Origin of the sequence: Lentzea alba (genome assembly GCF_011067745.1) — a bacterium.
Taxonomy (GTDB): Bacteria; Actinomycetota; Actinomycetes; order Mycobacteriales; family Pseudonocardiaceae; genus Lentzea; species Lentzea alba.
This window is the reverse complement of the sequence record NZ_JAAMPJ010000016.1, coordinates 14,431-28,048: the sequence shown is the minus strand read 5'-3', so window position 1 is coordinate 28,048 and position 13,618 is coordinate 14,431. Positions and strand designations below refer to the sequence as shown.

Sequence of the window (13,618 nt, the reverse complement as noted above, 5' to 3'; positions counted from 1 at the left end):
TCACTTGCCCCCAACGGCGCGGTCGAGAAGTTCCAGGAACGAGCGGTTCAGCGCCGCCGTGTCCTTCGGTCGCATCGCCCGCCGCGCCTGCAGAACGGCGTGCACGTAAAGAGATTCGAGCGTCAGCTCCACCAGCGCCGGGTCGGTCAACCTGGCCAGCCGCTGCACGAGCGGGTTGCGGCAGTTCAACACCAGCTGCTCGGGCCGGGACGTGTCGGAGCCCGCGGTGAGCTGTCCGAGCAGCTCCGCCCACAACGGGTCCGCCACCTCTTCCGCGGTCTGCTCGGTGTCGAGCTTGCGCTGCTGCTCGGCGTTGCTGATCAGCAGTGCGGGCAACGAGACCGGGTCGAAGTCGCGGATCACCGCGTCGCAGTCGTGCCGGTCCAGCGCCGCCGCGCCCTCGGACAACCGCAGCCGCAACGCCGTCTCGACGTCCGGTTCCGGGTCGGCCAGTGCCGCCAGCAGCTCGGTCGGTGCCACCCGGCGCGCGACGGCGGGACCGTCCAGCGCGCTCAGCCGGTTCAGCAGTTCCATGTCGTAGGCGTAGCCGGCGTTCACGAGCCCCAGCCCCTGCGCGGCCGCGACCGGCGCCAGCTGGTGGAACTCGTCGACGTCCGGGATGTAGAGGATCGCGCCGTGCTTGCGCCTGAACTGCCGCAACGGGATCGCGCCGTCCGTCGTCTCGAACGGCAGCCAGCGCTCGACCAGCCGCAGCATCTCGTCGTCGGACCGCGCCAGCGACTTGATCCCCAGGTGGTGCGCGGCCAGCAGTTCGCCGGCACGGCGCGGTTCGATCGCGTCCAGCCTGATCAGCCAGTCGCGGATCTGCTCGCCCAGCTCCTCGCGCACCGCCAGCAGCATCTCGTCCTGGTACAGCGACTCGCGCGACGCCGTCGGCCGGATCGCGGACGCGTCGACCACGCACCGCACGAAGTACGCCCAGTCCGGCAGCAGGCCCTCGACGTTGTCCCCGACGAGCATCCGCTTCAAATACACCCGGTGCGTCTGCCGCGTCCCGGGGTGCACGCCCTCCGGCAGCACGAACGCGACACCGGTCAGTCCCGCCGCCTCGACCTCGATCGGGATCGCCTCGAACGGCGTGAACCCGAAGACCTGCTCGCAGTACTCGGTGAGGTCGGCGTCCTCTCCGTCATCGGCGCTGTCCCACGGCCGTTCGCCGCGGGTCACGGCTGCGCCGCCCAGGGTCACGACCGCCGGGAGCAGATCGCCGTAGTCGCTGACCAACGGCCGCACGACGTCCGCTTCCAGCCAGTGCTCGCTGCCGCGCGACGCGGTCAGCGTCACCGTCGTCCCGATCGGGACCTCACCGTCTACAACAGACACCGTGTAGTTGCCCGAGGAATCCGCTTCCCAACGCACCGCCGCGCCACCGCGCGCGGACCGAGTGACGACTGTCACTGAAGAAGCCACGAGGAAGCACGACAGCATGCCGACGCCGAACTGGCCGAGGAACCCCTCGCGGGCAAACCCCAGGTCATCGCGCTTCGACGTGCGCCCGAGCGTCGACAGCAGCTCGTGCACCTCGGTCTCGGTGAGCCCCACGCCGGTGTCGGTGATCGACAGCGTGGCACCGCAGGTGATCGTGACCTCGGCCGGGCACGACGGGTCGAGCTCACGCCGCGCCGTGATCGCGTCGACGGCGTTCTGCAGCAGTTCGCGCACGTAGACGCGCGGGCTGCTGTACAGGTGATGGCTGAGCAGGTCGATGATGCCGCGCAGGTCGACGCGGAAGGTGTGCGACATGATGCCGCCCATCCTAGGGACGCATAAGGGGCCAGTGCCGCTCTTTAACGGAACGTCCGGGAGTGGTCAACACGCCACCTACTAGGATCGGCCTGTTCTTTATCGAGTAGTCCGCGACGGGAGCTGTCCACCAACCATGTCCGGAGCCAACGACCCGTACGACCCCAAGGAGGTCGCGGCGCTGTCGGCCGAGCACCTCGACGCGGCCGTGCAGAAAGCGCGCGAGGCGTTCGCCGGAGCTGCCGACCTGGAGGCGCTCGCCTCGGTCAAGCCCGGCCACCTCGGCGACCGGTCGCCCGTGCTGCTGGCCCGCCGCGAGATCGGTGCACTGCCTCCCAAGGCGAAAGCCGAGGCCGGCAAGCGGGTCAACGAGGCGCAGTCCGCGATCAAGACCGCGTTCGACGAGCGCCACGCCGTGCTCCAGGTCGAGCGCGACGAGCGGGTGCTGCGCGAGGAGTCCGTCGACGTCACGCTGCCGTGGGACCGCTTCCCGCGCGGCGCGCGCCACCCGATCACCACCCTCGCCGAGCGCATCGGTGACGTCTTCGTGGCCATGGGCTATGAGATCGCCGAGGGCCCCGAGCTCGAGACCGAGTGGTTCAACTTCGACGCGTTGAACTTCGGCAAGGACCACCCGGCCCGCTCGATGCAGGACACGTTCTACATCGCGCCGTCCGACTCCGCGCTCGTCCTGCGCACGCACACCTCGCCCGTGCAGGCCCGCACGCTGCTGGACCGCGAGCTGCCGGTGTACGTCGTGTGCCCCGGCCGCACGTTCCGGACCGACGAGCTCGACGCGACCCACACCCCGGTGTTCCACCAGGTCGAGGGCCTCGCGGTCGACAAGGGCCTGACCATGGGCCACCTCAAGGGCACCTTGGACGCGTTCGCGCGGTCCATGTTCGGCGAGGACTCCAAAACTCGGTTGAGGCCGAGCTTCTTCCCCTTCACCGAGCCGTCGGCCGAGGTCGACGTGTGGTTCCCGGAGAAGAAGGGCGGCGCCGGCTGGGTCGAGTGGGGCGGCTGCGGCATGGTCAACCCCAACGTGCTGCGCGCCTGCGGCGTCGACCCGGACGTCTACTCCGGCTTCGCGTTCGGCATGGGCCTCGAGCGCACCCTGCAGTTCCGCAACGGCCTGCCCGACATGCGCGACATGGTCGAAGGCGACGTCCGCTTCACCCAGCCTTTCGGAACGGAGGCCTGATCCGGATGCGCGTCCCGGTCAGCTGGCTGGTCGAACACCTCGGTTTCGACGAAGTCCCCACGCCCGACGAGCTCGCCGAGGCGTTCACCCGCATCGGCATCGAGGTCGAGGAGGTGAGCCCGCTCGGTCCCGTGACCGGCCCGATCGTCGCCGGTCGCGTCGTCGCCATCGAGGAGCTCACCGAGTTCAAGAAGCCGATCCGCTACTGCCAGGTCGAGGTCGGCCCCGAGCAGGTCAACAACATCATCTGCGGTGCCACGAACTTCGTCGAGGGCGACTCGGTCGTCGTCGCGCTGCCCGGCGCCGTGCTGCCGGGTGAATTCACGATCGCCGAGCGCAAGACGTACGGCCGCGTGTCGCAGGGCATGATCTGCGCCGCCGACGAGCTCGGCATCGGCGACGACCACTCCGGCATCCTCGTGCTGCCCACCGGCACCGCGCAGCCCGGCGACGACGCCATGGAGCTGCTGGGGCTGAACGACAGCGTCATCGAGCTCGCGCCGACCCCGGACCGCGGCTACGCGTTCTCGGTTCGCGGCCTGGCCCGTGAGATCGCGTGCGCGCTGGACGTGCCGTTCGGCGACCCCGGCGTCATCGAGATCCCGGAGCCCGAGGGCGAGGCCTGGCCGGTCCACATCGAGGACCGCACCGGCTGCTCGCGGTTCGTCGCGCGCCGGGTGACCGGTGTCGACCCGACCGCGCCGACGCCGTGGTGGATGCGCCGCCGCCTGATGCTCGCGGGCATGCGCTCGATCTCGCTGCCGGTCGACGTCACGAACTACGTGATGCTCGAACTCGGTCAGCCGCTGCACGCGTTCGACGCTTCCTCGCTCTCCGGCGCGCTGACGGTGCGTCGTGCGCTGGCGGGGGAGAAGCTCACGACGCTGGACGACTCGGTGCGCGCTCTCGACACCGACGACATCGTCATCTCCGACGACTCCGGCGTGATCTCGCTGGCCGGTGTCATGGGTGGCGCGTCCACGGAGGTCCAGGACACGTCCTCGGACATCCTGCTGGAGGCCGCGAACTGGGACCCGGCGTCCATCGCGCGCACGGTCCGCCGGCACAAGCTGCCGTCCGAGGCCGCGAAGCGCTTCGAACGCACGGTCGACCCGGCTCTCGCGCCGGTGGCGCTGGAGCGGGCCGCCAAGCTGCTCAACCACTACGCCGAGGGCCAGATCAAGCCCGGCCGGACCGACGTCGGCGTTCCCGCGCTGCCGGAGCCGGTGTCGATGCCGATCGACCTGCCGGACCGCATCGCGGGCGTCCGCTACGCGCGGGGCGTCACCGCCCGCCGGCTCGGCCAGATCGGCTGCCAGGTCTCCGTCACCACCTCGGAGGAGGGCCAGACGATCGTCACGGCCGTGCCGCCGACGTGGCGCGCGGACCTCGTGCAGCCCGCCGACCTGGTGGAGGAGGTGCTGCGGCTGGAGGGGTACGACACGATCCCCTCGGTGCTGCCGCCCGCTCCTGCCGGCCGCGGCCTGACCGAGCAGCAGCGCCGTCGCCGCACGGTGTGGCGCACGCTGGCCGAGGCCGGTTTCGTCGAGGTCAAGCCGTTCCCGTTCATCGACCCGTCGGTGTTCGACGCGTTCGGGCTCGCTGAGGACGACGTCCGGCGCAACACGGTCGGCGTGCTGAACCCGTTGGAGGCGGACAAGAACGTCCTCGCCACCACCCTGCTGCCGGGCCTGCTGGAGACGCTGCAGCGCAACCTGGCCCGTGGTGCGAAGGACGTCGCGCTGTACAACATCGCGCAGGTGACTTTGCCGCGCGCGCAACAGGTTCCGGTGCCTTCCCTGGGTGTCGACCGCCGGCCCACCGAGGCCGAGGTCGCCTCGATGCTCGCCGCGCTGCCGCAGCAGCCGCTGCACGTCGCGGGTGTGCTGACCGGCCACCGCGAGCTCGCTGGCTGGTGGGGCAAGGGCCGCATCGCCGACTGGTCGGACGCCGTCGAGGCGGCCCGCCGGGTCGGTCAGGCGTACGGCGTGCAGCTGCGTGTCGTGGCCTCGGACCTGCTGCCGTGGCACCCCGGCCGTTGTGCCGAGCTGCGGGTGGGCGACTGGCCCGTCGGTCACGCCGGTGAGCTGCACCCGAAGGTGATCGAGGCGCTGGGCCTGCCCAAGCGGACCGTGGCGTTCGAGCTCGACCTGGACGCGCTGCCGCTGGACGACCGCCGCCCGGCCCCGATGGTGTCGCCGTATCCGCCGGTGCTGCTGGACGTCGCGCTCGTCGTCGACGCCGGCGTGCCGGTGCAGTCGGTGTCCGAGGTGCTCGGTGGTTCCGCGGGCGAACTGCTCGAGGACATTCGCCTGTTCGACGTTTACACGGGTGAGCAGGTGGGCGAGGGCAAGAAGTCGCTCGCGTATTCCTTGCGCTTCCGCGCGCCGGACCGCACGCTCACGGTGGAAGAAGCGACTAATGCTCGCGATACGGCCGTCGCGGCCGCCGCCGAACGTTTGGGTGCAGCCCTCCGCGCTTAATCAGTTACACTTGGTGAGGCCCGGGATTCTTCGAGAATCCCGGGCCTTTCCGCGTCATAAAGGCTTTGACCTCTAGTCCGCGGGCGCGGGTAGCCCTTCCATGCCGTTTGACAACAGTGCCGCCAGGGTCCCTTTTCTGGTGTCTTGTGCACGCTGTGTAGTGATTGAAGGTTCTCCAAACTTGGTGCCGTACCCACCGAGCACCACCCCAGGAGAACCACATGCGCAAGCGCACCGCAGTAATCGCAGCAGTCGCCGTTCTGGCCGTCGGCGGAAGCGTCGCCTACGCCGCGTGGTCCAGCACCGGCTCCGGTTCCGGCACGGTCGGCTCCACCACGAGCGTCGACTCGACGATCAGCCCGGTCGCCGGCGCGGGCGGCCTGTACCCCGGTGCCACCGTCAGCTTCCAGGTCACGATCGACAACCCGAACGGCTACCCCGTCTCGGTCGCCTCGATCAGCGCGGGTGTGTCGCAGCTGACGGCCTCCGGCTGTGCCGCCGGCACGGTCACCAGCGCCGCCGTGGCCGACCAGGGCACGATCGCCGCGGGCCAGTCCGGCACCTACACGCTGCAGGCGACCATGAACGGCGATGCCACCGACAGCTGCAAGTCGCAGACCTTCACGCTGCCGCTGACCGCTCAGCTCGTCTCCGCCGCGAGCTGAGCGATGCGCCGCGCCCTGATCGTGCTCACCGCGCTGCTGGTTCTCTCACCCGTTTCCAGCGCGGCGGACAACCCCGCCAAGGCGTTCACGATCGCGGACGTCGGCGCCGTCACGGGGTTGGTCCCCGGTGGGACGGTGACCCGCAAGGTGCGGGTCACCAACCCCAACAACCAGGACATCAAAGTCACCCGGCTCGACACCTCGGTCGGGCGGCCCTCCCCGAACTGCCCGGCGAACGCGGTGACCGTGCAGGCCCTTGTGGCCCCGGTCCTCGTCGCCAGGAACAGCGTCGCCGACGTGAACCTCACCGTCCGGATGGCCCGCACCGCGCCGGACGCCTGCAAGAACCTCGTCTTCCCCCTCACCTACTCGGGAACGGCCATCAAGCCATGATCAGCTTCAGGGAACTCGCCCGTCGGCGGTACGTCCGCCGTGGCGTCATCGTCTTCGCGGTCATGACGGCCGCCCTCGGTTCGGGCGTCGCCTACGCGGCCTGGACGAGCTCCGGTACCGGCAGTGCCACCACCAAGGCGGGCACCGCACTGGCTCCGGTGGTGACCGGCGGCGCGGTCACCACCGGTTCCCTCTACCCCGGCGGCACCGGCAACGCCGTCGTCGCGGTGGCGAACCCCAACCCGTACCCCGTGACGGTCATGTCGATCGCGCCGAACGGCCCGGCGACCTGCGGTGTCTCGTTCACCGAACGGTTCCCCGGCACCCAGCTCGCCGCCAACAGCGCCGCGGTGCCCATCACGTTCAGCGTCTCGATGGCGTTGAACGCCCCCAACTCCTGTCAGGGCGCGACGATCGACGTGCCGGTCGTCGTCACGATCGCGAGCGGGACCGGGGCATGAGCCGGGTCGTGGTCGCCACCGCGGTGCTGTGCCTGCTCGCGGCACAGCCCGCCTCGGCGGCCTGGGAGACGAACGCGCCCGGAACGGCGAAGGCGAAGGCGGGGACCGTCCAGCCGTTGGTGATCACTTCGTGCGCGAAGGGCACCCCGACGGTCGTGAAGTGGGAGCCGGTGCCGGGCGCCTCTATGTACACAGTATTGTGGCAACAGGGAAACGGGGCCAACGCGCCGTACGCCAACAGCGGCACCACGTCCGCTCTGACGTACTCCGTGCCCGACTCGATCAGCCGTGTTCGGGTTCAGGCCACGGTCGGCAGCTGGTCGACGAGTCACACACAGATAGATTGTTCGTGAAAGTTCATTCGATCGGTCGAGTCCCGCAGATCGGGATTTGGGATCAAACCAGCAGGTGGTAGCCCTGCGTAGCTGTCAAGGTGCCAAAGGTCCCGCATTACAAGGGGAAATCGGCGCCCGTCGGACGCTTGCGCAGTACGTGAAGCTTCTCCAAGATTGGCGGCGCGGCCCGCTAGGGCCGAGGGGCGAAGCGATGAACCACCGGGCGAGTTGGTCGCCGGTCCGGTGGGGAGCTAGAGGCGAACCCACCGCCTGGAGCAACAACTCTGGAGAGTTGCGCCATGCGTAGTCTGGGTCCGCGCCTTGAGATCGCCGTGTCGTTGACGATCCTCATGCTCGGCGCGGCTGTCGTGGCGGCCATGCACCTCACGTGGCCCAAGCCGCAGCCGCCGGCCATGGCGTACTCCGTGAGCAGCGGCGAGTCGGGCATGCAGCAGCTCAAGCCGTTCGAGATCAACGACATCTCCGGCGCGCCCGTGGAGCTCACACCGGGTGCCGAGGGCGAGCGCAAGGTCCGGCTGTCCAACCCGAACCCCGTCGACATCATCGTCGAGAGCCTGTCCGCGGTGCCGGGCCAGCCACTCGACGCCACCCAGCAGCGCGTCACGGCCTGCCCGGCCGGCGTGCTGAGCGTCGTGCCGCTCACGAACATCGTGGAGATCCCCGCCGGAGGCGCGGTCGAGGTCACCATGAAGGTTCAGGTCTCCACGGACGTTCCGGCCGCGTGCGCCGAGCTCGTCTTCCCGCTCACCTATTCGGGTCGCGCGAAACACGGCTGACCAGCCGTTCGCGCGCCGCGGGCCATTCCGCCGCGACCATCGAGTAGACGACCGTGTCGCGCTGGGATCCGTCCGGCCGCGTGATGTTCGCCCGCAGCACCCCGTCCTTCGCCGCGCCGAGCTTCTCGACGGCCCGCTGCGAGCGGACGTTCGACGCGTCGGTGTACCAGGCCACCCGCAGCGCGCCGCGCACGTCGAACGCCTCGGTCAGCAACAGCAGCTTGGCCTCGGGGTTGATCGCCGTGCCGTGCCACGCGCTGCCGACGATCGTGTAGCCGATCACCAGCCTGCGGTGCTCCGGCGCCACCTCGTAGAACGACGTCGTCCCCACCACGCGTCCGGTGGCGACCTCGATCTGCGCGAACGCCTCCCGCGTGGCCAGCGCCGCGCTGATCCACGCCCGCATGTGGTCGACGGTCTCGGGCTGACGGCTCAACAGCCACGTCCAGATGTCCGGGTCACGGGTGACCTCGAACAGCTCCCCGGCGTGCTCCAGCGACAGCGGCTCCAGCCGCACGTGCGTCCCCAGCATGTGATCAACCCTAGAGGTGCTTCAGGGCCTCACGCCGTGACAGCGGCGACAGCCCCGGCCTGGCCTCGACGAACGCCCGCACCCAGCCGGGTTCGGTCTTCGCGAACTCCCGCAGCGCCCAGCCGATCCCCTTGCGCAGGAAGAAGTCGGGATCGTCCACGTTGGCGTCGACGCACGCGGTCAGCAGGTCCACGTCGGTCGCGCCCTTGGCCCCGAGCTGGCAGATGATCGACGTCCGGCGCCGCCACCGGTCCTCGTCGGTCGACCACTCGAGCAGCTGCGGCCTGATCACCTCGGGCGAGGACCGCAGCAACGGCCCCACCAGCTTCGACGCGATCTCGTCCACGAAATCCCACCACGCGCCGGTCACGATCATCTCGTCGAACCAGGGCATCAGTTGAACGGACTGAAACCGCTTGTCCCCGCTCAACGACAACGCCACGTACCGCTCTTCGCGATACGTCGCCTCGCGCCACAACGTTTGGACGGTGTCGAACCACTCGTCGCGGTCGTCGATGCGGGGCAATGAGCGCAGCAGCGCCACGCGTCCCGGTTTCTGTACTCCCCGGAACGGCATGTCGGACTTCATGTAGGCCTGCATCTCCAGCGCTTTCGCCGGATCCGCGCGTTCCTCCAGCCCTGTCCGGACCGCCTGGATCAAGGAAACCTCAAGAGTCACTCGTGCACGGTATAGGCAGAAGGAGTAGGCCGTTGAGATCGATGGCCCATCGACGGCGAAAGTGCTAACGAACACGCAAAACATTGCTTGTCCGGAGGCGACTGTGAACGAAATCGCCGCTTTCGCACACTACGATTCGCATTTATGCGTGTGCTCATGGTTGTGGCGGCGCTCGTGCTCACCAGCATGGGTGCCACCAAGGCGGACACGGTGGACTACCTGGATCTGCCGCTGACCAACGGAAACGGCGAACAGCGAGGCGGTGTCCACCCCGACCTGCCTTACGACCGCGCCGCGCTGGAGCACGCGCTGAAGGACTACCGCGGCAAGGGCATCGCGCCGGCCAGGTTCAAGGCGTTGCTGTGGCAGTACTGGATCGTCCGCGCCGCCGAGGCCGCGGGCGTGCCGTTGTCCGAGTGGGACCCGCAGCGCTCCGCCGAGGCCAACCGCGCGACGATCTTCGCCGTCTACGACTTCTACGCGAAGCTGTACCTGCAGAACCCGGACACGTTGCGGTGGATGGGTTTCGCGAACATCGGCGCGCCCGCGTTCGCCGCCGGCATGCTCGACCTCGGCTCGGTGCCGGAGCTGCGCTGGTTCTCGTCGATGCTGATGTCCATGCAGAAGCACATCTTCATGGACCTCGGCGCGATGCACGCCGCCTACCTCGACGGTGGGATCAAGGCCGTGGAGGAGATGCGCGACGCGGGCATCATCGACGCGGACACGACCGCGGCGTGGGCGGATCCGGCGCAGGCCGTCCTGGAGTTCTCGTCGCGCGAGCAGAACCTGGTGATCGCCGAGCAGTTCGACCGGATGCGCTCCCGGTTGCTGCCGCCCGGCGAGGTCATCACGTACGCGATCACGATGGCCGGCCCGATGCCGGTGCCGGGAGGGAAGACCCCGGCGCGGTTCCGGCCGTTGTTCGGCGGTCCGTTGCCCGCCTTCAACTACGCGGACCGGGCGGCGCGGTGGGACTTCCTCGGCAACGACACGGTTCCGGCCTACGAGCGGCTGTCGAAAGACTCAGTGCACCGGATCGTGCAGCGGCCGTTCGCGGACCGCGTCGCGGAGTACCGCGCCACGGCCCGCCTGCTCGACCTGATCATGCCGTTCAGGAGTGACGAACCCCAGAACGGAGTTCGCTGAGCACGGTCAGCCGGTCTTCCTCGAGGATGCGCCGCGTCGTGACGCGGTCGGGGTAGCAGCGCATGAACATGTTGGTGAAGTGCGTTCCGTAGTGGATCGCGTCCTCGCCATGAGGGTCGTCCAGAGGGCGCACCACAGCTTCGAAGTTCGGCTCGTGGAAGTACGCCATCGTGAACCGTTCACGGGTGTTCAGCAGCACCTTGTGCGGAGTGGACAGCAGTGTGCCACCGGTGAGGAACTGCAGGATGTCGCCGGGGAACACGGTGAAGACGTGCTCGACGGGTTCGACGAAGGTCCAGCCCTCCGCGTCCTGGAAGCACCCGGCGGCGGACTCGTCCGGGAGCCAGTTGCGCGGCCGTTCTTCTCCGTCGATCGGCGGACGGACGTAGAGCCCGCCGACCTCGTCCTGCGCGGCCAGGACGAGCATGCCGTAGTCGGTGTGGGCGCCGATGCCGCGGTCGACGGTCTCGGACCTGGTGGGGAAGCGCAGCACCCGCATGTGGTGCCAGCCGTCGGCGGTCAGCTTGGTGAACGTGTCGATGTCGACCCCGAAGCCCAGTGCGGTGAGCTTGAGGATCTTCTCGCCGGCGTCGCCGAGCATCGCCATGAACTCGCGCATGGCGTCGCGGTAGTCCTCGTCCGGCCACGGCACCGGTCCGTGGCACGGCCACCTGTCGACGACGCGGGAGTCCTCGAGCGGAACGTCCTTGCAGACGGTGAAGATCTCCGAATAGTCCGCGATGCCGTCGGTGACCTCTTCTCCGGATGCGATGTAACCGGCGTAGGTCAGGTCGCTCACGAGGCGTGACTTCTCCTCGAGGGACAAACCGTGGAAGAACCTTCTGCTGGCCGTCATGGCGGCCGCTGTCGTTCGGTCCTGCGTAGCGTCCGTCGCGATCTGCAGAATCCCGTCGGCCTGCCAGGCTGCGATGAGCCGGCGGCCGAGCTCGACGTCGTCGTCCGAACCGCTGACGGTCTCGGGCAGACGGAAGGTGCGAAGTTCGGTCATGGCCCAACGAACGACCAATCCGTTGGCCGGGTTCATTTTTCTTTCGCAGGTGGAATCGAATCCGTCTCGGTAGGCTGCCGACCATGACGTCGTACGACTACGACCTGATCGTCATCGGCTCTGGCCCTGGTGGCCAGAAGGCGGCGATCGCGGGTGCGAAACTGGGCAAGCGCGTGGCCATCATCGACAGGCAGGAGATGGTCGGCGGCGTCTGCGCGAACACGGGCACCATCCCGTCGAAGACGCTGCGCGAAGCCGTCATGTTCCTGACCGGCATGAGCCAGCGCGAGCTGTACGGCGCGAGCTACCGCGTCAAGCAGGACATCACGATCACCGATCTGATGGCCCGCACGCAGCACGTGATCGGTCGCGAGGTCCAGGTCGTCCGTGCGCAGCTGCACCGCAACGGCATCGACCTGCTGAACGGCTTCGGCCGGTTCGTCGACGAGCACACCGTTGCGGTGGAAGGAACTCACCGCGGCGACCGGACGACGATCAGCGGTGAGTTCATCGTGATCGCGACCGGCACCACGCCCGCGCGTCCGTCCGTGGTGGACTTCGACGAGGAGCGGATCCTCGACTCCGACGAGGTCTTCGCGTTGACGGAGATCCCGTCGTCACTGGTCGTGGTCGGCGCCGGCGTGATCGGCATCGAGTACGCGTCGATGTTCGCCGCTCTGGGCACCCGAGTCACCGTCGTCGAGCAGCGCGAGCGGATGCTGGACTTCTGCGACCCGGAGATCGTGGAGTCGCTGAAGTTCCACCTGCGCGACCAGGCCGTCACGTTCCGCTTCGGCGAGAAGGTCGTGAACGTCCAGGTGTCCGACGGCGGCACGGTGACGACGCTGGCGTCCGGCAAACGCATCCCGGCCGCCGCCGTCATGTACTCGGCGGGCCGTCAGGGCACGACCGAGAAGCTCGACCTGGCGGCCGCCGGACTGGAGTCGGACAACCGCGGCCGGCTGTCCGTCGACGAGCACTACCGCACGCCGGTGGAGCACATCTACGCCGTCGGTGACGTGATCGGCTTCCCCGCGCTCGCCGCGACGTCGATGGATCAGGGCCGCCTGGCCGCGTACCACGCGTTCGGCGAACCGGTGCACGAACTGACCGCGTTGCAGCCGATCGGCATCTACACGATCCCGGAGATCTCGTACTGCGGCGCGACGGAAGCCGAGCTCACCTCGTCCGCTGTGCCTTACGAGGTAGGCATTTCGCGCTACCGCGAACTGGCGCGCGGACAGATCGTCGGCGACGCGTACGGCATGCTGAAGCTGCTGGTGTCCACTGTGGACCGCAAGATCCTCGGTGTGCACGTGTTCGGCACGGGCGCGACGGACCTGGTGCACATCGGCCAGGCCGTGATGGGTTGTGGCGGCACGGTCGACTACCTCGTCGACACGGTCTTCAACTACCCGACGCTGTCCGAGGCCTACAAGGTCGCGGCGCTGGACGCCACCAACAAGATCCGCGCCCTGGACCGCTTCACGACGCACTGATCACGATCGGGTGAGGCCCGCGTCGTGGGCCACGATGGCGGCCTGCACGCGGTTGGCGCACCCCAGCTTGGGCAGGATCCGGCTGATGTGCGCCTTCACCGTGCCGGTCGCCAGGTAGAGCTGCTCGCCGATCTCGGTGTTGGACAGCCCCTCGCCCACGAGCTTGAGCACGCTGCGCTCGGTGTCGGTGAGCGCGTCGATCTTGCGCCGCGCCACCGCCCCGTCGTCCGGCGCGGTGAGGTGGCGTTCGATGAGGCGCTTGGTGATCTGCGGGGCGAGGATCGGTTCACCGTTGGCGGCCTTGCGCACGGCGTTGATCAGCTCCTGCGGCGGCGTGTCCTTGAGCAGGAACCCGGTCGCGCCGAGTTTGAGGGCCTGCGCCACGTAGGAGTCCTCGCCGAACGTCGTCAGCATGACGACGTTGGCGGTCCTGGCGATCTGCTCGGCGGCTTTGAGCCCGTCGCCGCCGGGCATGCGGATGTCGAGCAGCGCGACGTCGACGGTGTGCGTGCGGGTGAGCTCGACGGCCTGCTTGCCGTCGGCTGCCTCGGCCACGACGGTGATGTCCGGGTCGTTTTCGAGGATCAACCGGATCCCGGCACGCATCAACGTCTCGTCGTCGGCGATGAGGACTCGGATCACGAGGCC

General features: G+C 68.8%; 14 protein-coding genes. 9 read left to right on the top strand and 5 right to left on the bottom strand.

Going from position 1 to position 13,618, the window contains the following annotated elements; all coding sequences use genetic code 11:
- On the bottom strand, positions 1 to 1,764 hold the full coding sequence (locus G7043_RS41490; protein WP_166054218.1) for an HSP90 family protein: 1,764 nt from the start codon (positions 1,762 to 1,764) through the stop codon (positions 1 to 3).
- Positions 1,765 to 1,900: 136 nt separating this feature from the next.
- Between G7043_RS41490 and pheS the strand changes: the two genes are divergently transcribed.
- The 7 genes from pheS to G7043_RS41455 all read left to right on the top strand — a co-directional run bounded on the left by pheS (position 1,901) and on the right by G7043_RS41455 (position 8,102).
- Positions 1,901 to 2,968: a phenylalanine--tRNA ligase subunit alpha gene (gene pheS, locus G7043_RS41485; protein WP_086663963.1), complete on the top strand. Its 1,068-nt coding sequence runs from the start codon at positions 1,901 to 1,903 to the stop codon at positions 2,966 to 2,968.
- A gap of 5 nt (positions 2,969 to 2,973) precedes the next feature.
- On the top strand, positions 2,974 to 5,451 hold the full coding sequence (gene pheT, locus G7043_RS41480) for a phenylalanine--tRNA ligase subunit beta (protein WP_166054217.1): 2,478 nt from the start codon (positions 2,974 to 2,976) through the stop codon (positions 5,449 to 5,451).
- Between the two features lie 221 nt (positions 5,452 to 5,672).
- Complete coding sequence (locus G7043_RS41475) at positions 5,673 to 6,116, top strand: hypothetical protein (RefSeq protein WP_166054216.1); 444 nt, start codon at positions 5,673 to 5,675, stop codon at positions 6,114 to 6,116.
- Between the two features lie 3 nt (positions 6,117 to 6,119).
- The gene (locus tag G7043_RS41470; RefSeq protein ID WP_166054215.1) at positions 6,120 to 6,509 is read left to right on the top strand and encodes a hypothetical protein; all 390 of its coding nucleotides are present in this window, start codon (positions 6,120 to 6,122) and stop codon (positions 6,507 to 6,509) included.
- Entirely contained in the window at positions 6,506 to 6,970 is a 465-nt protein-coding gene (locus tag G7043_RS41465) for a hypothetical protein (RefSeq protein ID WP_166054214.1), read from the top strand. The genes G7043_RS41470 and G7043_RS41465 overlap by 4 nt, the downstream gene beginning before the upstream one ends.
- Positions 6,967 to 7,323 carry a hypothetical protein gene (locus tag G7043_RS41460; protein WP_166054213.1) on the top strand — a complete coding sequence of 119 codons (357 nt, stop codon included), beginning with the start codon at positions 6,967 to 6,969 and terminating at the stop codon, positions 7,321 to 7,323. The genes G7043_RS41465 and G7043_RS41460 overlap by 4 nt, the downstream gene beginning before the upstream one ends.
- A 281-nt stretch (positions 7,324 to 7,604) precedes the next feature.
- Positions 7,605 to 8,102, top strand: a complete 498-nt coding sequence (locus G7043_RS41455) for a hypothetical protein (RefSeq protein ID WP_166054212.1) — start codon at positions 7,605 to 7,607, stop codon at positions 8,100 to 8,102.
- On the opposite strand, the gene G7043_RS41450 is transcribed toward G7043_RS41455, so the two are convergent.
- Positions 8,071 to 8,634, bottom strand: a complete 564-nt coding sequence (locus tag G7043_RS41450) for a GNAT family N-acetyltransferase (RefSeq protein WP_166054211.1) — start codon at positions 8,632 to 8,634, stop codon at positions 8,071 to 8,073. The two genes, G7043_RS41455 and G7043_RS41450, sit on opposite strands and share 32 nt — an antisense overlap.
- A 10-nt stretch (positions 8,635 to 8,644) precedes the next feature.
- Positions 8,645 to 9,313, bottom strand: coding sequence for a DNA alkylation repair protein (locus G7043_RS41445; protein WP_313888345.1), 669 nt, complete (start codon positions 9,311 to 9,313; stop codon positions 8,645 to 8,647).
- Between the two features lie 144 nt (positions 9,314 to 9,457).
- Here G7043_RS41445 and G7043_RS41440 point away from each other — a divergent pair, with 144 nt between their 5' ends.
- Entirely contained in the window at positions 9,458 to 10,462 is a 1,005-nt protein-coding gene (locus tag G7043_RS41440; RefSeq protein ID WP_166054209.1) for a hypothetical protein, read from the top strand.
- Here the strand turns inward: G7043_RS41440 and G7043_RS41435 are convergent.
- On the bottom strand, positions 10,428 to 11,471 hold the full coding sequence (locus G7043_RS41435) for an isopenicillin N synthase family oxygenase (RefSeq protein WP_166054208.1): 1,044 nt from the start codon (positions 11,469 to 11,471) through the stop codon (positions 10,428 to 10,430). The genes G7043_RS41440 and G7043_RS41435 overlap by 35 nt on opposite strands.
- Positions 11,472 to 11,554: 83 nt before the next feature.
- Here G7043_RS41435 and sthA point away from each other — a divergent pair, with 83 nt between their 5' ends.
- A complete protein-coding gene (sthA, locus tag G7043_RS41430) occupies positions 11,555 to 12,970 on the top strand; it encodes a Si-specific NAD(P)(+) transhydrogenase (RefSeq protein WP_166054207.1) in 1,416 nt (471 codons plus the stop codon).
- Here the strand turns inward: sthA and G7043_RS41425 are convergent, their stop codons facing one another.
- A complete protein-coding gene (locus G7043_RS41425; RefSeq protein WP_166054206.1) occupies positions 12,971 to 13,612 on the bottom strand; it encodes a response regulator in 642 nt (213 codons plus the stop codon). It lies immediately after the preceding gene.
- Positions 13,613 to 13,618: the final 6 nt, after the last annotated feature.